This is a genomic window from Neisseria subflava, assembly GCF_024205705.1.
Classification (GTDB): Bacteria; Pseudomonadota; Gammaproteobacteria; order Burkholderiales; family Neisseriaceae; genus Neisseria; species Neisseria subflava_D.
The window spans coordinates 1,876,312-1,899,628 of record NZ_CP073115.1 but is presented as its reverse complement, the minus strand read 5'-3'; the positions used below and the strand labels follow the sequence as shown (position 1 = coordinate 1,899,628).

Here is a 23,317-nt window from a genome sequence, read left to right as displayed (position 1 = left end):
AACAGGCCGTCTGAAAACTTTTCAGACGGCCTGTTCTTTTGAACGGCTTAACCTAAGAACCAGAATTTCAGTGCCCACAACACGGCGACAATCCATACCATAGGCGGTACGTCTTGAGTGCGGTTGCACAAGAGTTTGATGAGTGCGTAGCTGATAAAGCCAAACGCAATACCGTCGGCAATCGAGTAGGTAAACGGCATGAAGACGATGGTCAGGAATGCCGGTGCGGCTTCGGTCATGTCGTCCCAATCGATTTCACGCGCGCTGCGCAACATTTGCGCGCCAACATAGAGCAGGGCGGGTGCGGTAGCGAATGCAGGAATGCTTTGAACCAGCGGGGAGAAAATCAGACAGGCCAGCATCAGTACGCCGACGGTAACGGCAGTCAGGCCGGTACGGCCGCCGGCAGAAACGCCTGCCGCGCTTTCAACGTAAGGGGTAGTGGAAGAAGTACCCAAGGCGGCGCCTGCGATAATGGCGGTAGAGTCGGCAAGCAGGGCGCGTTTCAAACGTGGCAGTTTGCCGTCTTGCAACAGGCCTGCGCGGTGGGAAACGCCGACCAATGTGCCGGTAGAGTCAAACAGGTCAACCAGGAAGAATACAAAAATCACGCTGACCATGCTGACGGTGAACAAGCCTTTAAAGTCCATCTGCATGAAGGTTGGTGCAATGCTCGGAACTTCGCCGACCACGCCTTTGAACTCGCTCAAGCCCAAGATGGTGGAGATAGCGGTCAGCGTCAGAATGGTAATGATGATGGAGCCTTTGACGCGGAAATGGCCAAGTGCAACTACCATCACAAAGCCTGCCATAGCCAGCAGGGCGGTAGGCTGGTGGATGTCGCCCAAACCGACCAATGTGGCAGGATTGGCCACAATCACGCCTGCGCCTTTGAGCGCAATCAATGCCAAGAAGAGGCCGATACCTGCGGCAATCGACATTTTCAAGCCCATAGGCAGGGCGTTGACCAGCATTTCACGCACTTTAAAGAAGCTGAACAGGATAAAAATGATGCCTGAAATGAAAACGGCACCCAAAGCCACACGCCAGTCCACGCCCATGCCTTTGACGACGGCAAAGGTAAAGTAGGCGTTCAAGCCCATGCCCGGCGCGAGGGCGATCGGGTAGTTGCCGACAAAACCCATCACGAAACAGCCGATGGCGGAAGCGATACAGGTGGCCACAAATACTGCGCCCATATCCATGCCGGTTTCGCCCAAAATCAGGGGGTTGACGATGATGATGTAACACATGGCGAGGAAGGTGGTCAAACCGGCCATGATTTCAGTGCGGACGTTGGTCTGATTGGCACTCAGGTTGAACAATCGTTCCAAAACGCTTTGATTTGAAGAACTCATTTAAAAATATTCCTTTTGGGAAAGCCGCTTGCGGGACGGCATCGTCGGATTGGTCTGCAAAAAGTTTGGTTTTTGGCCTTAACTTCTCAACAGATAAGGGAATTTTCGGGCGGTATTATACTGAAAAGCCTTTTGTTCGGGTAATAAAAATACATGAATCAGATAATGCCGGGCCGAACCAAGATAAAGGCCGTCTGAACAGTTTCAGACGGCCTTTGTTTGTGTGTGCTTATACCGGTTTGCCTTTCAGGGAGAAGGTGTAGGCTTCGGTGATTTCCAGATCTATCATTTGGTTGATCATGTCGGGTGTGCCGGTAAAGTTGACCACGCGGTTGTTGGCGGTACGGGCTTGCAGTTGGTCAGGGTCTTTTTTGGAGATACCTTCAACCAAGCAGCGTTGAACCGTGCCGATCATGGTTTGGTTGATGCGCGCGGTTTCGGCTTCGATGACTTCGTTCAAAGCTTCGAGGCGGCGCACTTTTTCTTCGTGCGGCGTGTCGTCGTGCAGGTTGGCGGCAGGCGTGCCAGGGCGCGGACTGTAAATAAAGACGAAGCTCAAGTCGAAGGCAATGTCTTTCACCAGTTTCAAAGTTTGCTCGAACTCGCGCTCGGTCTCGCCCGGGAAGCCGACGATAAAGTCGGAGCTGAGACACAAATCAGGACGGATGGCGCGCAGTTTGCGGATGATGGATTTGTATTCCAAGGCGGTGTAGCCGCGTTTCATCGCGCTCAATACGCGGTCGGAACCGCTTTGAATCGGCAGGTGCAGGTGGGAAACCAGCTTCGGCAGGTCGCGGTAGCACTCGATAATCGCGTCGGTAAATTCGCGCGGATGGCTGGTGGTAAAGCGCAGGCGTTCGATGCCGGGGATTTCGTGGACGATGCGCAACAAAGTGGCAAAGTCGCAGATTTCGCCGTTTTCCATTTCGCCGCGATAGGCATTGACGTTTTGGCCTAAGAGGTTGATTTCTTTAACGCCTTGTTGCGCCAAACCGGCAATTTCAGTCAATACGTCGTTAAGTGGGCGGGAGAATTCTTCGCCGCGGGTGTAAGGGACGACGCAGTAAGAGCAGTATTTGGAGCAGCCTTCCATAATGGAAATGAATGCCGAACCGCCTTCTACGCGCGCAGGCGGCAGGTGGTCGAATTTCTCGATTTCGGGGAAGGAAATGTCGATTTGAGACAGGCCGGTGGTTTCTTTGTCGACGATGAGTTTGGGCAGGCGGTGCAGCGTTTGCGGACCGAAAACCACGTCCACATACGGAGCGCGTTTGACGATATTTTCGCCTTCTTGAGAGGCAACGCAGCCGGCAACGCCGATGATGAGGTCGGGATTTTTTTCTTTGAGCGGACGTACGCGGCCTAAGTCGGAGAAGACTTTCTCTTGCGCTTTTTCACGCACGGAGCAGGTATTGAACAAGATGATGTCGGCGTCGTCAGGTTGGGTAACCTGCTCGATGCCGCCGTGTTCTTCGGCGAGGACGGACAGCATTTTTTCGCTGTCGTACTCGTTCATTTGGCACCCGAAGGTGCGGATAAATACTTTTTTCATGGTTTGTTTTGATTGACTTGCTTGTTGTAAAAGGGTTCAAACGGCCTGTGAAATACTCGGGCCGTCTGAAAAATTATTCTTCCGCCTTTTTCTGCTTTTTGGCGTGTTCGATGAATCTGTCAGCTTCGGCGTCGGTCAAAATCCAGATTTCGCGGACGAGGCGGCTTTCTTCGTTGTATTTGAATGCAACGGCTTTGCCGGTTTGATTCAGCAGGCGGCCCATCGGAATGAAACGGTCGTTTTCATCGTGGATTTTGGTGAAGCGGGTGATTTGCAGTTTGGCCGCGTTGCCGTCCACAATGCCCAAGGTCAGCAGGCGCGTCCAAGAAAAACCGCCTTTGCTGACTTTCAGATAAGGCAAATCGACAGTCTTTAAAACGGCCACATCCATATCGTCAGGCAGGCTGCGTTGTGCATGGACGAGGGAGGACGCCAAAAGGGCGAGGCTGAGTATGAATCCGCGTAACATGATGCTTTTCTTTTATTGTTTCAATAGGTCGCGGATTATAGCACAAGCAGGAAAAATGTGGATAGAGTGTTTGTTTTTAAAGAATAATTTTGATTTTGCGCCCGATTCTTATTTTGAAGCTTGGGCCGTCTGAAAAGGATTTGGTGTTAAAATGGCTCCGATTTGATTTTCAGACGACCTCTTACGAAAGAATTGACTATGAACCGTAATGAAAGCTTGTTCAACCGCGCCAAAGCCATTATTCCCGGCGGCGTGAACTCTCCTGTGCGCGCATTCGGCAGCGTCGGCGGCGTACCGCGCTTTATCAAAAAGGCAGAAGGCGCATATGTTTGGGACGAAAACGGCACGCGTTATACCGACTATGTCGGCTCTTGGGGCCCTGCGATTGTCGGCCATGCCCATCCTGAAGTCATTGAGGCCGTACGCGAAGCAGCATTGGGCGGTTTGTCGTTTGGTGCGCCGACTGAAGGCGAAATTGTCATTGCCGAAGAAATCGCTAAAATCATGCCGTCCGTCGAGCAGCTGCGCCTTGTCAGCTCCGGTACGGAAGCAACGATGACCGCTATCCGTTTGGCACGCGGTTTTACCGGCCGCGACAAAATCATCAAGTTTGAAGGCTGCTACCACGGCCATTCCGACAGCCTGTTGGTGAAAGCAGGCAGTGGCCTGCTGACGTTTGGCAATCCTTCTTCCGCTGGCGTGCCTGCCGACTTTACCAAACACACTTTGGTACTTGAATACAACAATATCGCCCAACTGGAAGAAGCCTTTGCGCAAAGCGGCAATGACATTGCCTGTGTGATTTTGGAGCCTTTTGTCGGCAATATGAATCTGGTTAGGCCGTCTGAAGCCTTTGTCAAAGCCTTGCGCGAATTGACTGAAAAACACGGTGCTGTGTTGATTTACGATGAAGTGATGACCGGCTTCCGCGTGGCGCTGGGCGGCGCGCAATCTTTGCACGGCATCAAACCTGATTTGACCACCATGGGTAAGGTGATCGGCGGCGGTATGCCTTTGGCGGCGTTCGGCGGCCGTAAAGACATTATGGAATGTATTTCCCCGTTGGGCGGCGTGTATCAGGCAGGTACATTGTCCGGCAATCCGATTGCGGTTGCAGCCGGTTTGAAAACGCTGGAAATCATTCAGCGCGAAGGCTTCTATGAAAACCTGACTGCCTTAACCCAACGCCTTGCCAACGGTATTGCCGATGCGGCTAAAGCACATGGCGTTGAATTTACGGCGGACAGCGTGGGTGGTATGTTTGGTTTGTATTTTGCCAGCCATACGCCGCAAAACTATGCTGACATGGCGCGTTCCAATATCGACGGTTTCAAACATTTCTTCCACGGTATGCTCGACCGCAATGTCGCATTCGGCCCGTCAGCTTACGAAGCCGGTTTTGTTTCCGCCGCGCATACGCCTGAGCTGATTGACGAAACCATTGCTGTGGCACACGAAGTGTTCAAAGAAATGGCAAAATAAAAGCTGAAGCTGTCATGTGAAAAAAGGCCGTCTGAAAAATATTCAGACGGCCTTTCGCTATTTTAAATCAATGCTTGATTATGCTTCTTCGGCTTTGCTGCGGATAATCAGCAGAGGCAGGTGGCTTTGACGCATTACGGTCTCGGCGAAGCTGCCCATCAGCAGGTGCATCAGGCCGGTGCGGCCGTGTGTGCCGAGTACCAGCAGGTCTGCGCCGTTGTTGTCGGCGTAGTCAACCAAGTCTTGCGCCATTTCGCGCGCGCCTTTGTTGGCAACCAACAGGTGTTTCACGATGTTTTCAACGCCGCTTTCACGCGCTGTTTTTTCTGCGAAATCCAAAACTTCGTTGCCTTGAGCCACTGCAGCGGCTTCGTAGCTTTCGTGTTGCAGGAATTCAGGCGCCAAAGCCATGTATTCGGCAGGGTTGGCAACGTGAACCAAAGTCAGTTGGGCTTTGTTGAGGCTTGCCAGTTCGGCGGCGTGTTTCAATGCATTGAGGGAAGTCTCGCTACCGTCAACGGCTACAACCAGATGTTTGTACATATTTATTCTCCTTTTGCGCCGAGTAGCGGCACTTTCGTTTAATATGAAATCAGAACTTGTCTGAATGTGAAACGATTATAAACTCTTTCGGGCGGGTACAACAGCCCATCTGCTTTCAAGTATAATGTCAGTCCGATTCGCCTGTGGCGTTTTTCATTAATTTATTGATATATCACAAGGTTACTTATGCAGGACGCCGCTTTTCTTTCTTCGCGCCGCTTTGGCGGCATTGCCAGACTTTACGGAGACGAAGCACTGGCGCGCTTTTCGCGTGCGCATGTGTGCGTGGTCGGCGTCGGCGGCGTCGGCTCGTGGGCGGTGGAGGCTTTGGCGCGCAGCGGTATCGGTCGTTTAACGCTGATTGATTTGGACAACGTTGCCGAGTCCAATGTCAACCGCCAGTTGCACGCCTTGACCGATGATTTCGGTAAGGCAAAAGTTACCGCTTTGCGAGAACGCATCGCCCAAATCAATCCGCAATGCGAAGTGACGGAAATCGAAGATTTTGTAACCGAAGACAATCTGGACGAGCTTTTCAGACGGCCTTTTGACTTTGTCATTGACGCCATTGACCAAATCCGTGTCAAAGCGGCGATGGCGGCGTATTTCGTGCAGCATAAACAACCGTTTATTATCAGCGGCGGCGCGGGCGGACAGAAAAATCCGGCTTTAATCCAAACCGCCGATTTGAGCCGCGTTACCCACGACCCTCTACTTTCCAATTTGCGCTATACCTTGCGCAAACGCTACGGCTTCAGCCGCGATACCAAAGAAAAAATGCGCGTGCCTTGCGTTTATTCAATCGAGAATATTACGCCGCCGCAATCCGGCGAAGCGTGTTCGAGCGATGCCGCACCGCAAGGTTTGTCCTGCGCGGGCTACGGCGCGAGTATGCTGGTAACGGCTTCGTTTGGATTGTATTGTGCACAGGCTGCGGTGGAGCATATCGCGGGGCGGAAGTGAGGGGTAGAGGAAGATGGTTAAGAACCGATTTTTTAAAGCCTACTTTATCGCCAGCCTGATTTATGCGGTATGGTTCGGCGTATTGATGTATGCTGTCGATCCGATGTTTCTCGATGTGATGGAATGCAATACGCTGCCGGGCGATTATTTGTGTGTGCAAAGCGGTTATAACCGCCCGTTCACCACTTTTCTTTATCCGTTTCTGTCCGTCGTGATATTCAGCCTTTTACACGCCGGTATCATGAAATGGCGCAAACGCCGTTCGGTTAAAATGATTTGGCTTTTGGTCGGCTGCGAAAGTTTGCTGTTGTTGGCTTTGATGGTGGCGATGCTTGCGAGGGATGGTTTTGTGTTTTCTCGCGATATTGGCTCGGTACTGACGGGTACGGTTTTCGCCAGCCTGCCGCTGTTGGGTATGGCCTTGGCCCAGACCTTTGCCGTCGCCATTGTTTCTTTGCAAATCAATCGTAAAAACCGCTGATTTTTATATTAAAAACGGGTTGTCCTTGTTTCAGACGGCCTTTTGTTGATGAAACTTCTTACTAAACTTAAAAAGAAAAAGACCCTTTAACCATGCCTTCAGAACACCTTATTTCTTCCACTGCCGCAACGCCGTCTGAACATACCGTTGCGTGGGTGTTCGGTCAGCCTGTTACCGATGTGCCGCAGGATTTGTTTATTCCGCCTGATGCGTTGAAGGTGGTATTGAGCAGCTTCCAAGGGCCGTTGGATTTGCTGCTGTACCTTATCCGCAAGCAAAATATCGATGTCCTCGATATTCCGATGGTGAAGATTACTGAGCAGTATCTGCACTATATTGCCCAAATGGAAGCGTATCAGTTTGATTTGGCGGCAGAATACCTGCTGATGGCGGCGATGTTGATTGAAATTAAATCGCGCCTGCTGTTGCCGCGTCCTGAAGAAGTTGAGGATGAAGAGGCGGATCCGCGTGCCGAGCTGGTGCGCCGTCTGTTGGCTTACGAACAAATGAAACTGGCGGCTCAGGGCTTGGACGCATTACCGCGTGCCGGACGTGATTTTGCTTGGGCGTATTTGCCGCTGGAAATTGCGGTCGAAGCGAAGTTGCCGGAAGTATATGTTGCCGATTTGACGCAGGCTTGGTTGGGTATTTTGTCGCGTTCCAAGCATACGCGCAGTCATGAAGTAGTGCGGGAAACCATTTCCGTGCGCGCGCAGATGACGGCGATTTTGCGTCGCTTGAACGAAAGCGGTATCAGCAAGTTCAGCGATTTGTTTAAGCCTGAGCAGGGTGCGACATATGTGGTGGTCAATTTTATTGCATTGCTGGAATTGGCTAAAGAAGGCTTGGTGCGTATCGTACAGCCGGAAAATTATGGTGAAATCGAAATCAGCCTGAAAGACGGTTTGGAAATAAACGAAGCCGAAATGCTTTCAGACGGCCTTGAAGCCGATGAAAACGATAACGAAAATTTGAAAAAAGAGAACTAAAATGAATTCGACGACGAGTCATACCAAAGCTTCTTTATGGGCGGTGGGCTTAATGCTGTTTGCCCTGTTTTTTGGGGCGGGAAACCTGATTTTTCCTGCTTTTTTGGGACAGCAGGCCGGCGAAAACTGGCTTTCGGCAATGTTCGGCTTTTTGTTGACCGGGGCGGGGTTGCCATTACTGGGTGTGATTGCCGTCGGCTATTCCGGCTCGCGCGATGTGGAAGCGCTGGCTTCCCGTGTTGCGCCTTGGTACGGCGTGACTTTTGCCGCCGCGCTTTATCTGGCAATCGGCCCCTTGTTTGCCATGCCGCGTACAGCAACGGTATCTTTTGAAACTGCAATTTCTCCTTTCATTGATGAATCTTGGAAAAATATCGCATTGGCCGTATTCAGCCTGGTGTTTTTCGGCATGACTTATTGGCTGTCGATTTCTCCGGGGAAGCTGGTTGACCGTATCGGTAAAATCCTCACGCCTGTTTTGTTGCTGTCAATTGCGATATTGGTCGGCTATGCCGCCATTAATCCGATGGGTATGCCGCAGGCAGCGCAAGGCGATTTTGCCACTCATCCGTTGGTTAAAGGTATTTTGGAAGGCTACGGCACCATGGACGCGCTGGCTTCGCTGGTGTTTGCCATTATCGTCATCGATGCCGTTCGCGCCATGGGCGTGGACAACCGCGCGGACTTGCTGAAGACAACGACGATTTCCGGTGTGTTGGCGGCTTCTTGTTTGGCAGTGGTTTACCTGTTTATCGGCTATATGGGCGCGACAGGTGTGGCCGGTATCGGCTTGCAGGAAAACGGCGCGTCGGTTTTGTCTAAAACCGCACAGCACTATTTCGGTACGGCCGGTATTGTGTTGCTTGGCGTCATGGTGCTGCTTGCCTGTCTGAGTACGGCGGTTGGCTTGATTACTTCATGCGCCGAATATTTCAACCGTCTTTGCCCGGGTATTTCTTATAAAATCTTTGTGATACTGAATACGGTGGTGTCTATCCTGTTGGCCAACAAAGGCCTGTCAGCGATTTTGCAGTTTTCCATCCCTATGTTGATGCTGTTGTATCCGCTGACCATCGTTATTATTCTGCTGGCCTTGACAGATAAACTGTTTGGCGGCGGCCGTATTGTCTATTTTTGCACCATGATGGCGGCCCTTATGGTCGGTTTGCTCGATGCCTATAAGGCCGCGTTTGGATTGGATGCCGATACCGCTGCCGCCATCGAGCGCGCATTGCCGTTTTACAATATCGGTTTGGGGTGGGTTGTTCCTTCTTTAGCCTGCTTTATACTCGGCTGCATTTTGAATGCGGCGTTGAAGAAAAAAGCATGATGACAAACAGGCCGTCTGAAATGTTCAGACGGCCTGTTTATTTCGCCGACCTCGCAAACGACAGATGATTTTTTTGAAGAAATCCGTTATAATTGAAAAGTTAAGGCTTTGCGAGATACCGTTTCGCAGATGCAACATATTGAGAAGGTTTATTTCCACAAATTCCGTTTTTTCAGTAAACGACTTGAACTGAAGGCGGATTTCGTGGTATAAATCGCGTTTTACTATTTTAGAAGTTTGGAGACTAACCATGGCACGAGTTTGCAAAGTGACCGGTAAGCGCCCGATGTCTGGCAATAACGTATCACACGCCAACAACAAAACCAAACGTCGTTTTTTGCCTAACTTGCAATCACGTCGTTTCTGGGTAGAAAGTGAAAACCGCTGGGTTCGCCTGCGCGTTTCTAACGCTGCATTGCGCACCATCGATAAAGTAGGCATTGATGTCGTATTGGCTGATTTGCGTGCTCGCGGCGAAGCTTAATTTAAACACCATTAATTAAGGATTACTGCAATGCGCGATAAAATCAAACTGGAGTCCAGCGCTGGTACTGGTCACTTCTACACAACTACTAAAAACAAACGTACTATGCCTGGCAAACTGGAAATCAAAAAATTTGACCCAGTAGCCCGTAAACACGTTATTTACAAAGAAACTAAATTGAAATAATCCGGTTTCTTCCAAGAAAAAGCTCCTGTTTTGCAGGAGCTTTTCTTTTTGTTTCATGATTGGTTTTGGAGGGCTTGTTTCAAATGTGTATGCAAGATATTTTTGGATTGCTTTGGAAGAGGCAAAACAAAAGAGCGTGTATCCATAGGGTTCACGCTCTTTTGTTTTTCAGACGGCCTGATGGGGGATAAACAGCCTTGAGTTATGAATAAACATTCAACAAAGACTTAATGATCGACCTTGATGCCTTGATTGTCGGAATGTTGTTTTTTATCCAGCTCTTTTTGCAAAGTATCGCATGGCGTGTCGCAATCGCACATTTTCTTCATGCCGAGAGAGGAAATGCCGCCGCAGCTGCCTTTGATGGTGCGTTTGGAGAAGATATAGCCGACTGCCATGCCGAGGATGACAATGATAAAGATGCCGAAAGTCAGAAGGAGGGTTTTCATGTGTGTATTCCTGAAGGTTAGTTTAATAATTTCTTGAATGCGCTAGACATTTTAGTATGGTAGCCGCCTTGCGGGGTTCGGATGATAAGGAAAACGGCGAGATTTTCTTGCTCGGCAAGTTTAAGCGCTTCGGTTTCTCCGAGAACGAACAATCCGGTGGAAAGGCCGTCTGCAAGTGTGGCGTTTTCTGCTACTACGCTGATGGAAGCAAGGTTGTGGCTGATGGGTTGTTTGGTTTTGGGGTTGATGATATGGGAAAGGCGACGGCCTGACTTATCGACATGGAAAATGCGGTAGTCGCCGGACGTGGCCAGTGATTTATTGTCCAATGGAATGGTAATTTGAGTGGCACCGCCTTGAACGATATTGGGTTGCTCGATGCCGATACGCCAAGGGTTGCCTTGCGCATTGCGGCCTTTGCCATGCAACTCGCCGCCGATTTCTACCAAATAATTGCCGATATTGAGTTTTTCAAGTTCGGCGGCGGTTTTATCCACACCAAAGCCTTTGGCGATGGAGGATAGGTCTAAATAGACTTCGGGATGGGTTTTGGCGAGTGTAGGCTGCTGTCCGTCTTGGGAAAGTTTGAGTTTGTCCGTACCGACCATTTCTGAAGCATGTTGGATTTCTTGTGCAGTCGGTTCGTGCGTGATTTCTTTTTGCGGGCCGAATCCCCAGAGGTTGACCAAAGGGCCGACGGTTACGTCCAGTGCGCCGTGTGTCAGTTTGTTTAAACGCAAGGCTTCTCCGGTCACATAGGCAAAGTCTTGGGAAATGGGCATGGCCTGATTGACGGTGCGCAGCTGGTTGAATTGGCTGATTTCGGAATCGGTCTGGTAGGTAGACATTTGCCGATTGACTTCTTTAAGCGCGTCATCAATGCGTTTTTGTATTTCGGCAGGGGAGGGGAGTTTATCTTGGCCGTCTGAAAGATATTTGACGGTATAGGTCGTGCCCATGGTCTCGCCTTGCAGGGTAATGGTTTGTTGTTTTTCAGGTTGGCAGGCAGAGAGTGTGAGTGAGGAAAGGATGGCAACGGTGCAACCGATTATCGGACGGTAAAACGAATTGGAAAGAAACGGCATAGGGGATTTGCGGATTATTTTTTGAAGCCTTTATTGTATCGTAAAAGAAAGGTTCAGGCCGTCTGAAAGTATGGTTTTCAGACGGCCTGGCAATAAAAAAGGAAGAAACCGAAGTTTCTTCCTTTTTGTCTGTTAACCGCCGAAATCGTCCAAGAGGATGTTTTCGTCTTCCACGCCCAAATCTTTGAGCATTTTGATCACGGACTGGTTCATGATCGGAGGGCCGCACATATAGAATTCGCAGTCTTCCGGTGCTTCATGGTTTTTCAGGTGGTTTTCGTAAACCACGTTGTGAATGAAGCCTGTGTAACCGTCCCAGTTGTCTTCAGGCAATGGGTCGGACAGGGCGACGTGCCATGTGAAGTTCGGGAATTCTGCTGCGAGTTGGTCGAAGTCTTCGACATAGAACATCTCGCGTTTAGAACGGGCACCATACCAGAAGGTAATCTTACGTTTGGAGTTCAAACGTTTCAGTTGGTCGAAAATGTGGGAACGCATCGGTGCCATACCTGCACCGCCGCCGATGAATACCATTTCGGCATCGGTATCTTTGGCGAAGAATTCGCCGAACGGACCGGAAATCGTTACTTTGTCACCGGCTTTGAGCGACCAGATGTAAGACGACATTTGTCCCGGAGGCGCGTCAGGTACGCGCGGAGGAGGCGTAGCGATACGCACGTTCAGCATAATGATGCCTTTTTCTTCAGGGTATGAAGCCATAGAGTAGGCACGCAAAATCGGCTCATCCACTTTGGAAACGTATTGCCACAGATTGTATTTGTCCCAGTCTTCGTGGTATTCCTTAGGAATGTCGAAGTCTTTGTAGGCAACGGTGTGAGGAGGAGCTTCAATTTGGATGTAGCCGCCGGCGCGGAAAGGAACTTCTTCGCCTTCTGGAATGGCAAGCTTGAGTTCTTTAATGAACGTGGCTTTGTTGTCATTGGAGATGACGGTGCATTCCCATTTTTTTACGCCGAATACTTCTTCCGGTACTTCGATGTCCATATCAGTTTTAACGTTGACCTGACAAGACAGACGGCAGCCTTCGCGCGCTTCGCGTTTGCTGATGTGGGATAGCTCGGTCGGCAGAATGTCGCCGCCGCCACTTTTCACGACAACGCGGCACTGACCGCATGAGCCGCCGCCACCGCAGGCGGAAGGAACGAAGATGCCTTGGCTGGCAAGCGCACCCAGCAGTTTGCCGCCGGCAGGCATCGTCAGCTCTTTTTCGTTATTGACTTTGATGGTGATGTCGCCCTCGCTCACCAACTTGGATTTGGCAAACAGAATCATCAGTGCCAAAACCAAGACGATGAGGGTAAACATCACGATACCTAAAATAATCTCCATGCCGATTCCTTTCTTATAACTGGATGCCGGAGAACGACATAAACGCCATTGCCATCAGGCCAGCGGCGATAAAGGTAATGCCCAAGCCTTTGAGACCTTTAGGGACGTCCGAATATTTCATTTTTTCGGTAATGCCCGCCAAAGCGACAATAGCCAAAAGCCAGCCCAAACCTGCACCGAAACCATATACAACGGACTCGCCGAAGTTGTATTCGCGTTGCGCCATAAACGATACGGCACCGAAAATCGCGCAGTTTACGGTAATCAGAGGCAGGTAGATACCCAATGCGTTGTAGAGGGCAGGGACGAATTTGTCCAAGAACATTTCCAAAATCTGCACCAAAGCGGCAATCACACCGATGAAGGTGATGAATTTCAGGAAGGTCAGGTCCACGCCTTCAACCAGCGCGCCGTCTTTCAACAGCGAGTAAACAAGTTGGTTGGCTGGGACGGACAGGCCGAGTACGAAAGTTACAGCCACGCCCAAACCGAATGCAGTGGATACTTTTTTAGATACCGCCAAAAACGTACACATCCCCAAGAAGAAGGAAAGTGCCATGTTTTCCAGAAAGACGGATTTTACAAAGAGGCTTAAGTAATGTTCCATGTGTTATTTCTCCGCCTGTTCAGGTTTCCAAGTGCGCAGACCCCATACCAAGAAGCCGATGATGAAGAACGCGCTAGGGGCGAGCAGGAACAAGCCGTTGGTTTGATACCAGCCGCCATCTTGTACGGTTTGGAAAATGGTGTAGCCAAAGAGCTTGCCAGAGCCGATCAGTTCGCGGATGGTGGCGATGATGATCAACATCATGCCGTAACCTGCGCCGTTGCCGATACCGTCAACCAAGCTCTCCAAAGGAGGCTCTTTCATGGCGAATGCTTCGGCACGGCCCATCACGATACAGTTGGTAATAATCAGGCCGACGAATACGGACAGCTGTTTGGACAGCTCATAAGCAAAGGCTTGAAGCAGTTGGTCAACCAGCGTTACCAAGGAAGCAACAATCGCCATTTGCACGATAATACGGATGCTGTTGGGGATGTAGTTGCGTACTAGCGAGATGAAGAAGCTGGAAAAACCGGTTACCAAAGCTACGGAAATACCCATTACGATGGCCGTCTGAAGTTTGGTGGTAACCGCCAAAGCCGAACAAATACCCAAAACCTGCAAGGCAATCGGGTTGTTGTCGATAAAGGGTGAAAACATCAAATGTTTCAAGCGTTTCATGTCAGCCATTATTGTGCTCCTGCTGATTTCAATTTGTTCAGGTAGGGGATATAGCCGTTTTCGCCGAACCAGTAGTCGAACGAACCTTGCACACCTTTAGACGTCAGCGATGCGCCGGAGAGGGCATCTACGCCGTGTTCTTTGTCTGAGCTTGCGCCTTTGCCGACGTGCAGGGCAAATTTGCCTTGTTCGTCAAACAGTTTTTTGCCGACGAATTTTTGTTGCCACAGAGGGTTGCCGATTTCGCCGCCCAAGCCCGGGGTTTCGCCTTGGTCGTAATAGGTAATGCCGTTGATGGTGTTGCCGTCAGGTTGAATGGCGACAAAACCGTACATGACAGACCACAAACCGTTGCCGTGCATAGGCAGGATGATTTGGCTGACTTTGCCGTCTTCGCCTTTTACCAAGTAAACCTCAGTGTATTTAGCACGGCTTTTGATGCCTGCTAAATCGTCTTCAGGTTTGATTTGGATGCTTTGGGCAGGGTCTTTGCCGGCAACACGTGCGCTGAAGTCTTTAGGCGCATCGGCGACGTATTCGCCGGTTGCCAAGTCCACGACACGTTGCTCGATACGCTCGGCAAAGGTTTTGCTGATGTCGGTATTTTTATCCATCAAACCGGCTACGCTCAAGATATAGCCTTGTTTGTCTTGGAGTTTTTGTTTCTCTTGGATTGGTTTCAAGCCGACGACCGCACCAGCAACGATGATGGAACAAATCAGGCTGACAACCAATACCACAATCAGCGTGCCGCTGAAGCTGTCTTTATCGAATTTCTTAGCCATTGCTGCGCGCCTTTCTGCGTTTGATGTTCGCTTGTGCGACGAAATAGTCGAAAATCGGGGCAAACAGGTTGGCAAACAGAATCGCCAACATCATGCCTTCGGGGTAAGCAGGGTTGACCACGCGGATCAATACGCACATCACACCGATAAGTGCGCCGTACCACCATTTGCCGACATTAGTAAAGGAAGCGGAAACAGGGTCGGTCGCCATAAACAGCATACCGATGGCGAAGCCGCCTACCACCAAGTGCCAGTACCAAGGCATGGAGAACATGGCGTTGGTGTCCGAACCGATGAAGTTAAACAGCGAAGACATGGCAATCATACCGATCATCACGCCGGCAATAATGCGCCATGAGGCAATACGGGTGAACACGATAAACGCGCCGCCGATTAAGAGCGCCAAAGTGGATACTTCGCCGATTGAGCCGGGCACATTACCGATAAACGCATCCATCCAAGAGATGTTTTGACCGGTTACAGCATTTTTCAGGCCGTCTGCACCGTGTGCCGCCCATTGCGCCAAAGCAGTGGCACCGGAATAGCCGTCAACCGCAGTCCAAATGGTATCGCCGGTAATGTTGGCAGGGTAGGCAAAGAACAGGAACGCACGGCCTGCAAGAGCAGGGTTCATGAAGTTTTTACCTGTACCGCCGAATACTTCTTTTGCAACCACAACGCCGAAAGAAATACCCAAAGCCGCTTGCCACAAAGGCAGGGTAGGGGGAACGATCAAAGCAAACAGAATCGAAGTTACGAAGAAACCTTCGTTGATTTCGTGTTTGCGTACAGTGGCGAACAAGACTTCCCAGAAGCCGCCCACAATAAATACAGTCGCGTAAATCGGCAGGAAGAAAATCGCGCCGAACAGCATTTTGCCCAGCACGCCCGCTTCAGACGACATATTGATGCCCAAAGCGTTGGCAAGGGCGTAATGCCAGTCGTTGGCGATATTTTGTTGCAACAAATCGGGCGTTAACGCACCGAATGCCTGCGCGCCGACGTTGTACATACCGTAGAACATGGCGGGGAACAAAGCCAGCCACACCAAAATCATCATGCGCTTGGAGTCGAGCGCATCGCGGACGTGGGCCGCTTTGCGCGTTACCGCGCCGGATGTATAGAAAATCGTCGCCGCAGCTTCGTAGAGGGCATACCATTTTTCATGTTTGCCGCCCGGCAGGAAGTGCGGTTCGATTTTTTCAAGAAAATGTTTCAAGCCCATAATCAGCCTTCCTTCTCAATGGTTTCCAGCACCTTGCGCAACAGCGGGCCGTATTCGTATTTGCCCGGGCAGACGAAGCTGCACAAAGCGAGGTCTTCTTCGTCCAATTCCAAGCAACCCAATGCCTGAGCGCTGTCGGTATCGCCGACGATTAAATCGCGCAAGAGCAGGGTAGGCAGGATGTCCAAGGGCATCACGCGTTCGTAAGTGCCGATCGGTACCATGGCGCGGTCGCCGCCGTTGACGGCTGTGTTGAACTTGAAGAGTTTGTTTTTCAGGAAATGGCCGAGGGTTGTGCGCGTGATGGAGTATTTGTCCGGCTGCGGCGCAACCCAGCCGAACAGCTCTTTGCTGCGGCCTTCTTCGATAACCGAAATCTGATTGTGGTAGCGGCCGAGGTAATCGTGCGCGCCTTGTGCAATCGCGCCGTTCAATACCGAGCCGGAAATCACGCGGTTGTCTGCATCAACTAATTCGCCCGCAGTAATTTGCGATACTTTCGCACCCAAAACGGTACGCAAGAGGCGTGGTTTGTTGACTTGAGAGCCACCCAAGGCAATCACGCGCTCGGTGTTCAGACGGCCTGTTGCAAACAAACGGCCAATGGCAATCACATCTTGATAATTGATGGTCCAAACGGTTTTGTTCGCACCGACTGGCTCGATGAAATGAATGTGCGTGCCACTCAAACCGGCAGGATGCGGACCGCCAAATTCATGTGTTTCGATGTTGGCAGCGTTTTCAGACGGCACGTCTGCGCCTGCTGCTTTACATACATGGATTTTACGTTCGGTCAGGCGGCTCAATACCAGCAGGCCGCGTTTGAAGTCTTCGGCGGCTTCTTTGATGATGACCGTAGGATCGGCAGCCAGCGGATTGGTGTCCATCGCATTGACGAAGATGGCGAACGGTTCGGCATCAACGGCAGGAATTTTGCTGAACGGACGGGTGCGCAGCGCAGTCCACAAACCGGATTGGATCAGGTTGCGGCGTACTTCTTCGCTGCTCAATTTTGCCAGCGCTTCAGGTGCGTAGCGTTCGAACTCGATTTCGTCGTTGCCTTCAACGGCAATCACGACTGACTGAAGTACGCGCTTTTCGCCACGGTGAATAGCGGCGATTTTGCCTGAAGCCGGAGCAGTAAATACTACGCCCGGATTCTTTTTGTCTTCAAACAGCACTTGGCCTTTTTTGACGGCTTCGCCTTCCTTGATTTTCATCGAGGGGCGCATGCCGACATATTCTTCGCCAAGCAACGCGACTTCGGTAATGGCCGGGCCGTCATAAATGACTTGCTCCGGTCTGCCTGCGATAGGCAGGTCTAAGCCTTTTTTTATCTTAATCATAAGGATGCGTTACTTTTTGGTGGGTTGAGATTCGGATGTCGGATTGTTTTTTCAGACGGCATGTAATGCTTTGAAACAAAGGATGGGCCGTCTGGAAAAAGCAGAGGTTTGCTATAAAAACAACGAATAAACGCAAACAACAAGGCTTTAGATTTTATCAGGTATAGGCTGCTTTATGTCAGTTTTACGCTTATTTTTACGGGAAAAGTGGGAAAAAAGTAGGAGTATGTAATCGAGTGTTAAGAGAAATAATTTTTAACTGATTGATATTTAAACGCTATGTTTGATGATATAGCTGAAAATAAAAGGCCATCTGAGTTTCAGACGGCCTCTAAGTTTAAAAGAGCTGCCAAACGAAGAAAATCATCGTATGCAGGGCAAACAGCGGTACCAATACAATCACCGACCATGCCATATAGCCGAAGAAGGAAGGCATCGGTACGCCGCGCTGCTCGGCAATGGCTTTGACCATGAAGTTCGGCGCATTACCGATATAAGTGAGCGCACCCATAAATACGGAACCCATGGATACTGCCAACAGCGAATGGAACAGATGGCCTGTCATCAAAGCTTGGGCATCGCCCCCTGCCATATTGAAGAACACCAAATAAGTCGGCGCGTTATCCAAGAATGCTGACAAAATGCCACTCATCCAGAAATACATCACATTAATCGGATTGCCTGCCGCGTCGTGAACCAAAGAAACAACGGAAGCCAATGCGCCTGTTTCGCCGGCTTTCAAAATCGCTAAAACAGGCGAAATGGTAATGAAAATACCCAAAAACAGTTTGCCCACTTCGGCAATCGGCTCAAAGTTGAACTCATTGCCTGCGCGTACCTGTTTGGGCGTAATAATCCAAGATATGGCGGTCAAAGCCAGCAAAATGCCATCGCGCATCAGGTTTTGCAAGGCATAATGGCTGCCCAAGATTTCAAAGCCCGGATGATTTGGTTTCCACAAACCGGACAGCAAAACCGCGCCGACTACACCGGCCAGTAACAGAAAATTCCATTTGCCGTAAATTTTGACTTTTTCTTCTTTATCGGAAGGAGCAGGAGCAAGGTGCTCGCTTTGTTCACGGTTGAAGTGTCGGCTGTCGATGATGTAGAAAACGGCCAGCAAAACCACAGAACTGATCAATACAGGCATCAGCATGTGTTTGACCGTCCACATGAAATCTACGCCTTTCAGGAAACCCAAAAACAACGGAGGATCGCCTAAAGGAGTCAAACCGCCGCCGATATTCGCTACCAAGAAAATGAAGAAAATCACGATGTGAACGCGGTAGTGGCGTTTATGGTTGGCTTTCAAAAGTGGACGAATCATCAACATCGCCGCGCCTGTCGTGCCCATGATGGAAGACAAAGCCGTGCCGACTGCCAACAGGATTGTGTTCAATTTGGGCGAGCCGTGCAAATCGCCGCTAACAAAAATACCGCCTGAAATGGTATATAGCGCCAAAAGCAGCAGGATAAAGGGAATATATTCTTCAACCAACGCATGGGCAACGGTATGTACGCCGGCACCGAAACCAAAGGTTAGGATAAACGGCGTTAAAAACAGCAGTGTCCAAAACGCTGTAATTTTGCCGAAGTGATGGTGCCAAATACGGGAGAAAAACAGAGGTCCGAGTGCAATGGACAAGAGAATCAGTGCAAACGGCAGACCCCAAAGCAGGCTTGCGGATGAGCCGTCAAAATCGGATGCCGCAGCAGGAAAGGCGGCAAGAAGCAGTAAAAATGAGAGATAGCGCATAGTATTTCCTTTTTATTCTGTGGCGCCGTGATGAACTTCGTTGAGAGAGCACGGCGGTGAAATATTCAGGCCGTCTGAAATATCCAGACGAACTGCGCGGTTGTGTCAGGGGAAAGTATAACGCAAAGCAAGTGTTAAGGGACGGTTTAGAATATTGGAATCAAAAGAAATGTTGATACAAATAAAGAAATAAAAGAGAGGGAAGTAGTCGAAAGTGGTAGAAAAGTGTTTTTGAAACAGGGGTTTGAATTTTTAATAATAATCCTATCAAAAAAACACTTTAGATTAATTTTAGCTAAAATTTACATTTGATTGAATAAATGGAGGCCGTCTGAAAAATGAGGATGAAATAAGGTGTTTTAGTTCTTACTGATTGTTTTCATGGAAAAATTGGATATGAAAATAAAAAACAGGTAAGCGAAAATGCCCACCTGCTTTATTTTATGCCTCCGGCCGTAACCACATCCACACAGCCACGCAGCTACAGAAGACTGATGATACGGCACCAATCCACCAGCGTTCTGGAAATTGCCAAAACATAAACAGGCAAGAAAGGGCCATCATGCCGATAGCGAAAAACTTTGCCTTGCGTGGAACGGATCCGTTATTTTCCCAGTTTTGTATGATCGGGCCGAAATGGCGGTGATGATAGAGCCAATTGTGAAAGCGCGGCGAAGCTTTTGCCCAGCAGGCGGCGGTCAATAAAATGAAAGGCGTAGTCGGCAGTAATGGCAGGAAAATGCCGATAATGCCCAAGACGAGCGACAATGCGCCGCAAAAAATCAACAAATAGCGAACCATATTCCCATCACCAATTATTTGTTTTCAGACAGCTTGTGATGTGGAAATGGACAACGCGGAATATCTAACTTATCCCAGCCCTCGTGCCCCATTTTTTCCAGCAGCGCGATATTGCGGTCGAAAATTGCCGAGGCGTCGGGAAATGCTTCAGCCGCTTTGGCAATACTGTCTTCACGAATCAGATGCAAGGTCGGGTAGGGTGAACGGTTGGTGTAGTTGCTGATGTCGTCGGCTTCTGTGCCTTCAAATTGGAAATCGGGATGGAACGGCGCAATTTGGAGAATACCTTCCAATTCGTTTTCTACAACGGCATCATCCGCAATTTCCAGCATTTGGTTGAAGGTTTCAAAATCAGGGAACAGCGTAGGATGAACCAGTAAAGTGGTTTCCAATTCCGAAGCGGGCGTATTGCCCAGAAGCTGCAATTCACGATCCAAGTCTTCAAGGAAACCGTCCAAATGACGGGCTTCGCTGACAACGATGCGAACCAGGTTTTTAACGTGAGGCGCTTTGGCGAACGGGCAAAGATTCAGCCCGATAACGGCTTTTTCCAGCCATTGTTTGGTATGTTCTGAAACAGTATTGGTATCGAGATGGGTGGTGTCTGTCATAGTAAAAGCTTATGTGAATTATTCTTAAAAAGTATACAAGTGTATGGGCGTGAAAGCAAACCATTGGAATTTAAAAGGCCGTCTGAACAACAGACGGCCTTTATCAGTTTCAAATCATTAATCCTGAACCAAATGAACCAAAGGCAGAGCGGTCGTGTTTTTAATTTCTTTCAACACAAAACTCGATTGCGCATCTTGCACGCCGTGGTGTGAAAGCAGCGTGTCCAAAACAAAATGGGAAAACGCGTTCATATCGGTAAAAAAGGCATGGAGCAGGTAGTCGGTTTCACCCGTTAACGCAAAGCAGCTCAATACTTCAGGCCAAGCGCGGACAGATTCGGAAAAATCCTCACGCGCATCTTTTGCTTTGCTAATCGATACACGGATAAAAGCCTGCAAGCCCAAGCCCAAAGATACGGGAGAAAGCTGGGCCGCGTATTTTTGAATAATGCCCGCATCTTCAAGCTGTTTGAGACGGCGCAGGCAGGGAGAAGGGGAGAGCGCCACTTTTTCAGAAAGCTCAACATTGCTCAACCGCCCGTTTTCCTGCAAAACCTGCAGAATCTTTAAATCCGTTTTATCCAAGTTTAGATGAGGCATGATGGTTCTCCCAATGTAGACAATGTATGTTTTAAAAATGAAAAATGCTTAAAAATAAAGACTTGTATGGTTAAATTATATATTGAGTTCAGATAGGCGACAAATTGTCTTATAAGGAGTGTTGCGAATTTGTTTTATGTAATTGTGAAAAGATAAAGGCCGTCTGCAAATAGATGTTTCAGACGGCCTTTCATTTATTCGCACTATATGGCATTAATCTCAAATATTTGCGCGTTCGACTTCTTTCCATGCGTCTAAAATCAGGCTACCGTCGTTGTCTTTCAGCAAGGTAGCATCTGAGAGCATACGGCGCCAAGTGCGGGCATTTTTTAGGCCGTGCATCAAGCCTAGTGCGTGGCGGACGATATGGCGTAGGATGGTGCCGCGTCCTAAGGCGATTTGTTCGCGGCTGTATGCGTATAGCCAAGCTGCTAAATCTGCGTATTGGATTGGTGCGTGTGTGTCGTTGTAAAACAGTACATCCCAATTGCGCATCAGCATTGGATTATGATAAGCCTCGCGCCCGATCATGACCCCATCGACAAATTTCAGATGTTCGGCGATTTCTTCGTTGGTGGTGATGCCGCCGTTAATCAAAATTTCCAAGTCGGGAAAATTTTGTTTTAAGCGATACACGTATTCATATTTGAGTGGCGGGACTTCGCGGTTTTCTTTCGGGGATAAACCGTCCAGCCAAGCATTGCGCGCATGGACGATAAATGTGCGGCAGGCTGTTTTTTTGTGTAATGTTCCCACAAAATCTGCTACGACTTGATATTCTGTTTGTCTGTCTACACCGATGCGGTGTTTGACCGTCACCGGAATTTCAACTGCATCCTGCATCGCATTCAAACAATCTGCCACTAAATCTACATCATTCATCAGGCAAGCTCCGAAAGCACCTTTTTGAACGCGTGGGCTGGGGCAGCCGCAATTTAGGTTGACTTCATTATAGCCATACGCTTCAGCCGCTTTGGCAGCGATTGCCAAGTCATGCGGATCTGAGCCACCAAGCTGTAAAGCTACCGGTTGCTCGCCTTCGTTGAAACTCAAAAAGCGGTCTTCATCTCCGTAAACCACCGCGCCTGAATTGACCATTTCGCTATAAAGCCAAGCATTGCGTGTAATTTGTCGCGCCATAAAGCGATAGTGTCGGTCTGTCCAATTGAGCATGGGGGCGACAGACAAGCGGCGGTAAGGTAGGGAAGAAGCAGACATTGAGATGACTTTCAAACAAAATAACGCATTATATAGTGTATTAAATTGACTTTCGATATCGGCCGGTAAATCAAAATTATATAAGGTATCACTGGGTGCAACCGTGTTGTACCTGAGGCTAAATCCATTCATGTTGATGGAAATCCAATATTCAGACGGCCAAATAAGTTTTAAAATGTCAAACAACAAACCATTAGAATGATAAGGAAAAAAAACATGGCACAATTTTTCGCCATCCATCCCGATAATCCTCAAGACCGCCTCATCAAACAAGCCGCCGATATTGTCCGCAGTGGCGGCGTTATCGTTTACCCTACGGATTCCTGCTATGCACTGGGTTGCAAACTTGGCGACAAAAACGCGATGGAGCGCATTCTCACGATTCGCAAAATCGATCAAAAACACCATCTGACCCTGATGTGTGCCGATTTGAGCGAATTGGGTACTTACGCCAAAGTGGATAATGCCCAATTCCGCCAGCTCAAAGCAGCTACGCCCGGAAGTTACACCTTTATCCTGCAGGCAACCAAAGAAGTACCCAATCGCACGCTTCATCCCAAACGCAAAACCATCGGCCTGCGTGTTCCCGATAACGCTACTGCCTTGGCACTTTTGCAAGAATTGGGCGAACCTATTTTAAGTTGCACCCTCATGCTGCCCGAAGATGACGAGCCATTAACCGATCCATACGAAATCCGAGATCGTCTTGAGCATGCTGTCGATTTGGTTATTGATGGCGGCTGGTGCGGTACTGAGCCGACGACGGTTATCGATATGACCGATGGCACCGAGCTGATTCGTCAAGGCAAGGGCGATATTGCCGTATTCGGTTTGTAAAACTATCCATATTTGTATAAGTAGGGATATGTATATTCTTTCTATGACGTATTAAAAGCATATTGCCGATTTTATTGATAACTTAAAAAACAAATTATTCAAACAAGTAGTTGTTCAATATCATTTCATTAAAGGCCGTCTGAAATATTTCAGACGGCCTTTCCCTTTCGTTTTTTCAATAAATAATTC

25 protein-coding genes are annotated in these 23,317 nt (G+C 49.3%); 8 read left to right on the top strand and 17 right to left on the bottom strand.

The window, feature by feature from the left end:
- Window positions 1-47 precede the first annotated feature (47 nt).
- The 3 genes from KCG54_RS09095 to KCG54_RS09085 all read right to left on the bottom strand — a co-directional run bounded on the left by KCG54_RS09095 (window position 48) and on the right by KCG54_RS09085 (window position 3,379).
- Window positions 48-1,358 (bottom strand): NCS2 family permease, encoded by a 1,311-nt coding sequence (locus tag KCG54_RS09095; protein ID WP_254323986.1) that lies wholly within the window; start codon window positions 1,356-1,358, stop codon window positions 48-50.
- A 229-nt stretch (window positions 1,359-1,587) separates the two neighbouring features.
- The gene (gene miaB, locus KCG54_RS09090) at window positions 1,588-2,910 is read right to left on the bottom strand and encodes a tRNA (N6-isopentenyl adenosine(37)-C2)-methylthiotransferase MiaB (RefSeq protein ID WP_003684389.1); all 1,323 of its coding nucleotides are present in this window, start codon (window positions 2,908-2,910) and stop codon (window positions 1,588-1,590) included.
- A 73-nt stretch (window positions 2,911-2,983) separates the two neighbouring features.
- Window positions 2,984-3,379, bottom strand: a complete 396-nt coding sequence (locus KCG54_RS09085; RefSeq protein ID WP_049333912.1) for a hypothetical protein — start codon at window positions 3,377-3,379, stop codon at window positions 2,984-2,986.
- Window positions 3,380-3,577: 198 nt separating this feature from the next.
- Here KCG54_RS09085 and hemL point away from each other — a divergent pair, with 198 nt between their 5' ends.
- Window positions 3,578-4,861: a glutamate-1-semialdehyde 2,1-aminomutase gene (gene hemL, locus KCG54_RS09080; protein WP_049336068.1), complete on the top strand. Its 1,284-nt coding sequence runs from the start codon at window positions 3,578-3,580 to the stop codon at window positions 4,859-4,861.
- Window positions 4,862-4,939: 78 nt separating this feature from the next.
- Here the strand turns inward: hemL and KCG54_RS09075 are convergent, their stop codons facing one another.
- Window positions 4,940-5,404, bottom strand: coding sequence for a universal stress protein (locus KCG54_RS09075; protein WP_003680896.1), 465 nt, complete (start codon window positions 5,402-5,404; stop codon window positions 4,940-4,942).
- A gap of 186 nt (window positions 5,405-5,590) precedes the next feature.
- Between KCG54_RS09075 and KCG54_RS09070 the strand changes: the two genes are divergently transcribed.
- From KCG54_RS09070 to rpmG, 6 genes are all read left to right on the top strand, one after another.
- Window positions 5,591-6,367 (top strand): tRNA threonylcarbamoyladenosine dehydratase, encoded by a 777-nt coding sequence (locus KCG54_RS09070; RefSeq protein WP_107867785.1) that lies wholly within the window; start codon window positions 5,591-5,593, stop codon window positions 6,365-6,367.
- Between the two features lie 13 nt (window positions 6,368-6,380).
- The gene (locus tag KCG54_RS09065) at window positions 6,381-6,848 is read left to right on the top strand and encodes a hypothetical protein (RefSeq protein WP_070460336.1); all 468 of its coding nucleotides are present in this window, start codon (window positions 6,381-6,383) and stop codon (window positions 6,846-6,848) included.
- 92 nt (window positions 6,849-6,940) lie between these two features.
- Window positions 6,941-7,837, top strand: coding sequence for a segregation and condensation protein A (locus KCG54_RS09060; protein ID WP_063069106.1), 897 nt, complete (start codon window positions 6,941-6,943; stop codon window positions 7,835-7,837).
- 1 nt (window position 7,838) lies between these two features.
- Window positions 7,839-9,167, top strand: coding sequence for a branched-chain amino acid transport system II carrier protein (gene brnQ, locus KCG54_RS09055; protein ID WP_254323985.1), 1,329 nt, complete (start codon window positions 7,839-7,841; stop codon window positions 9,165-9,167).
- A gap of 250 nt (window positions 9,168-9,417) precedes the next feature.
- A complete protein-coding gene (gene rpmB, locus KCG54_RS09050; protein ID WP_002216391.1) occupies window positions 9,418-9,651 on the top strand; it encodes a 50S ribosomal protein L28 in 234 nt (77 codons plus the stop codon).
- Between the two features lie 30 nt (window positions 9,652-9,681).
- A complete protein-coding gene (gene rpmG, locus KCG54_RS09045; RefSeq protein ID WP_003684373.1) occupies window positions 9,682-9,837 on the top strand; it encodes a 50S ribosomal protein L33 in 156 nt (51 codons plus the stop codon).
- A 227-nt stretch (window positions 9,838-10,064) separates the two neighbouring features.
- On the opposite strand, the gene nqrM is transcribed toward rpmG, so the two are convergent.
- The 13 genes from nqrM to dusA all read right to left on the bottom strand — a co-directional run bounded on the left by nqrM (window position 10,065) and on the right by dusA (window position 22,291).
- Window positions 10,065-10,286: a (Na+)-NQR maturation NqrM gene (gene nqrM, locus KCG54_RS09040; protein ID WP_003680888.1), complete on the bottom strand. Its 222-nt coding sequence runs from the start codon at window positions 10,284-10,286 to the stop codon at window positions 10,065-10,067.
- A gap of 17 nt (window positions 10,287-10,303) precedes the next feature.
- Window positions 10,304-11,371, bottom strand: a complete 1,068-nt coding sequence (locus KCG54_RS09035; protein ID WP_254323984.1) for an FAD:protein FMN transferase — start codon at window positions 11,369-11,371, stop codon at window positions 10,304-10,306.
- Between the two features lie 132 nt (window positions 11,372-11,503).
- On the bottom strand, window positions 11,504-12,721 hold the full coding sequence (gene nqrF / locus KCG54_RS09030) for an NADH:ubiquinone reductase (Na(+)-transporting) subunit F (protein ID WP_049333900.1): 1,218 nt from the start codon (window positions 12,719-12,721) through the stop codon (window positions 11,504-11,506).
- Between the two features lie 13 nt (window positions 12,722-12,734).
- Entirely contained in the window at window positions 12,735-13,328 is a 594-nt protein-coding gene (gene nqrE / locus KCG54_RS09025; protein WP_003684365.1) for an NADH:ubiquinone reductase (Na(+)-transporting) subunit E, read from the bottom strand.
- 3 nt (window positions 13,329-13,331) lie between these two features.
- A complete protein-coding gene (locus KCG54_RS09020) occupies window positions 13,332-13,958 on the bottom strand; it encodes an NADH:ubiquinone reductase (Na(+)-transporting) subunit D (protein WP_049329022.1) in 627 nt (208 codons plus the stop codon).
- Window positions 13,958-14,734: a Na(+)-translocating NADH-quinone reductase subunit C gene (locus tag KCG54_RS09015; protein WP_254323983.1), complete on the bottom strand. Its 777-nt coding sequence runs from the start codon at window positions 14,732-14,734 to the stop codon at window positions 13,958-13,960. Before KCG54_RS09015 ends, KCG54_RS09020 begins: the two co-directional genes overlap by 1 nt.
- Window positions 14,727-15,959 (bottom strand): NADH:ubiquinone reductase (Na(+)-transporting) subunit B, encoded by a 1,233-nt coding sequence (locus tag KCG54_RS09010; RefSeq protein WP_254323982.1) that lies wholly within the window; start codon window positions 15,957-15,959, stop codon window positions 14,727-14,729. Before KCG54_RS09010 ends, KCG54_RS09015 begins: the two co-directional genes overlap by 8 nt.
- A 2-nt stretch (window positions 15,960-15,961) precedes the next feature.
- Window positions 15,962-17,305: a Na(+)-translocating NADH-quinone reductase subunit A gene (locus KCG54_RS09005; RefSeq protein ID WP_070615826.1), complete on the bottom strand. Its 1,344-nt coding sequence runs from the start codon at window positions 17,303-17,305 to the stop codon at window positions 15,962-15,964.
- A 337-nt stretch (window positions 17,306-17,642) separates the two neighbouring features.
- On the bottom strand, window positions 17,643-19,061 hold the full coding sequence (locus KCG54_RS09000) for a sodium:proton antiporter (RefSeq protein WP_107831950.1): 1,419 nt from the start codon (window positions 19,059-19,061) through the stop codon (window positions 17,643-17,645).
- A gap of 441 nt (window positions 19,062-19,502) precedes the next feature.
- Window positions 19,503-19,862 (bottom strand): YbaN family protein, encoded by a 360-nt coding sequence (locus KCG54_RS08995; protein WP_107831951.1) that lies wholly within the window; start codon window positions 19,860-19,862, stop codon window positions 19,503-19,505.
- Window positions 19,863-19,876: 14 nt separating this feature from the next.
- On the bottom strand, window positions 19,877-20,473 hold the full coding sequence (locus KCG54_RS08990; protein WP_254323981.1) for a DUF1415 domain-containing protein: 597 nt from the start codon (window positions 20,471-20,473) through the stop codon (window positions 19,877-19,879).
- Between the two features lie 117 nt (window positions 20,474-20,590).
- Window positions 20,591-21,073 (bottom strand): Lrp/AsnC family transcriptional regulator, encoded by a 483-nt coding sequence (locus KCG54_RS08985; protein ID WP_003684427.1) that lies wholly within the window; start codon window positions 21,071-21,073, stop codon window positions 20,591-20,593.
- 219 nt (window positions 21,074-21,292) lie between these two features.
- A complete protein-coding gene (gene dusA, locus KCG54_RS08980) occupies window positions 21,293-22,291 on the bottom strand; it encodes a tRNA dihydrouridine(20/20a) synthase DusA (protein WP_432761006.1) in 999 nt (332 codons plus the stop codon).
- A gap of 216 nt (window positions 22,292-22,507) precedes the next feature.
- Here dusA and KCG54_RS08975 point away from each other — a divergent pair, with 216 nt between their 5' ends.
- The gene (locus tag KCG54_RS08975) at window positions 22,508-23,128 is read left to right on the top strand and encodes an L-threonylcarbamoyladenylate synthase (RefSeq protein WP_003680049.1); all 621 of its coding nucleotides are present in this window, start codon (window positions 22,508-22,510) and stop codon (window positions 23,126-23,128) included.
- Window positions 23,129-23,317: the final 189 nt, after the last annotated feature.

What these genes read in the sequence shown, in the direction of transcription:
- KCG54_RS09015 (WP_254323983.1), bottom strand. Translation starts at nt 14,734, where the DNA reads ATGGCTAAGAAATTCGATAAAGACAGCTTCAGCGGCACGCTGATTGTG.
- KCG54_RS09075 (WP_003680896.1), bottom strand. Translation starts at nt 5,404, where the DNA reads ATGTACAAACATCTGGTTGTAGCCGTTGACGGTAGCGAGACTTCCCTC.
- KCG54_RS08975 (WP_003680049.1), top strand. Translation starts at nt 22,508, where the DNA reads ATGGCACAATTTTTCGCCATCCATCCCGATAATCCTCAAGACCGCCTC.
- hemL (WP_049336068.1), top strand. Translation starts at nt 3,578, where the DNA reads ATGAACCGTAATGAAAGCTTGTTCAACCGCGCCAAAGCCATTATTCCC.
- KCG54_RS09035 (WP_254323984.1), bottom strand. Translation starts at nt 11,371, where the DNA reads ATGCCGTTTCTTTCCAATTCGTTTTACCGTCCGATAATCGGTTGCACC.
- KCG54_RS08990 (WP_254323981.1), bottom strand. Translation starts at nt 20,473, where the DNA reads ATGACAGACACCACCCATCTCGATACCAATACTGTTTCAGAACATACC.
- KCG54_RS09085 (WP_049333912.1), bottom strand. Translation starts at nt 3,379, where the DNA reads ATGTTACGCGGATTCATACTCAGCCTCGCCCTTTTGGCGTCCTCCCTC.
- rpmG (WP_003684373.1), top strand. Translation starts at nt 9,682, where the DNA reads ATGCGCGATAAAATCAAACTGGAGTCCAGCGCTGGTACTGGTCACTTC.
- dusA (WP_432761006.1), bottom strand. Translation starts at nt 22,291, where the DNA reads ATGTCTGCTTCTTCCCTACCTTACCGCCGCTTGTCTGTCGCCCCCATG.
- brnQ (WP_254323985.1), top strand. Translation starts at nt 7,839, where the DNA reads ATGAATTCGACGACGAGTCATACCAAAGCTTCTTTATGGGCGGTGGGC.
- nqrE (WP_003684365.1), bottom strand. Translation starts at nt 13,328, where the DNA reads ATGGAACATTACTTAAGCCTCTTTGTAAAATCCGTCTTTCTGGAAAAC.
- KCG54_RS08985 (WP_003684427.1), bottom strand. Translation starts at nt 21,073, where the DNA reads ATGCCTCATCTAAACTTGGATAAAACGGATTTAAAGATTCTGCAGGTT.
- nqrF (WP_049333900.1), bottom strand. Translation starts at nt 12,721, where the DNA reads ATGGAGATTATTTTAGGTATCGTGATGTTTACCCTCATCGTCTTGGTT.
- KCG54_RS09000 (WP_107831950.1), bottom strand. Translation starts at nt 19,061, where the DNA reads ATGCGCTATCTCTCATTTTTACTGCTTCTTGCCGCCTTTCCTGCTGCG.
- KCG54_RS09070 (WP_107867785.1), top strand. Translation starts at nt 5,591, where the DNA reads ATGCAGGACGCCGCTTTTCTTTCTTCGCGCCGCTTTGGCGGCATTGCC.
- KCG54_RS09005 (WP_070615826.1), bottom strand. Translation starts at nt 17,305, where the DNA reads ATGATTAAGATAAAAAAAGGCTTAGACCTGCCTATCGCAGGCAGACCG.
- KCG54_RS09065 (WP_070460336.1), top strand. Translation starts at nt 6,381, where the DNA reads ATGGTTAAGAACCGATTTTTTAAAGCCTACTTTATCGCCAGCCTGATT.
- KCG54_RS08995 (WP_107831951.1), bottom strand. Translation starts at nt 19,862, where the DNA reads ATGGTTCGCTATTTGTTGATTTTTTGCGGCGCATTGTCGCTCGTCTTG.
- KCG54_RS09095 (WP_254323986.1), bottom strand. Translation starts at nt 1,358, where the DNA reads ATGAGTTCTTCAAATCAAAGCGTTTTGGAACGATTGTTCAACCTGAGT.
- miaB (WP_003684389.1), bottom strand. Translation starts at nt 2,910, where the DNA reads ATGAAAAAAGTATTTATCCGCACCTTCGGGTGCCAAATGAACGAGTAC.
- KCG54_RS09020 (WP_049329022.1), bottom strand. Translation starts at nt 13,958, where the DNA reads ATGGCTGACATGAAACGCTTGAAACATTTGATGTTTTCACCCTTTATC.
- nqrM (WP_003680888.1), bottom strand. Translation starts at nt 10,286, where the DNA reads ATGAAAACCCTCCTTCTGACTTTCGGCATCTTTATCATTGTCATCCTC.
- KCG54_RS09010 (WP_254323982.1), bottom strand. Translation starts at nt 15,959, where the DNA reads ATGGGCTTGAAACATTTTCTTGAAAAAATCGAACCGCACTTCCTGCCG.
- rpmB (WP_002216391.1), top strand. Translation starts at nt 9,418, where the DNA reads ATGGCACGAGTTTGCAAAGTGACCGGTAAGCGCCCGATGTCTGGCAAT.
- KCG54_RS09060 (WP_063069106.1), top strand. Translation starts at nt 6,941, where the DNA reads ATGCCTTCAGAACACCTTATTTCTTCCACTGCCGCAACGCCGTCTGAA.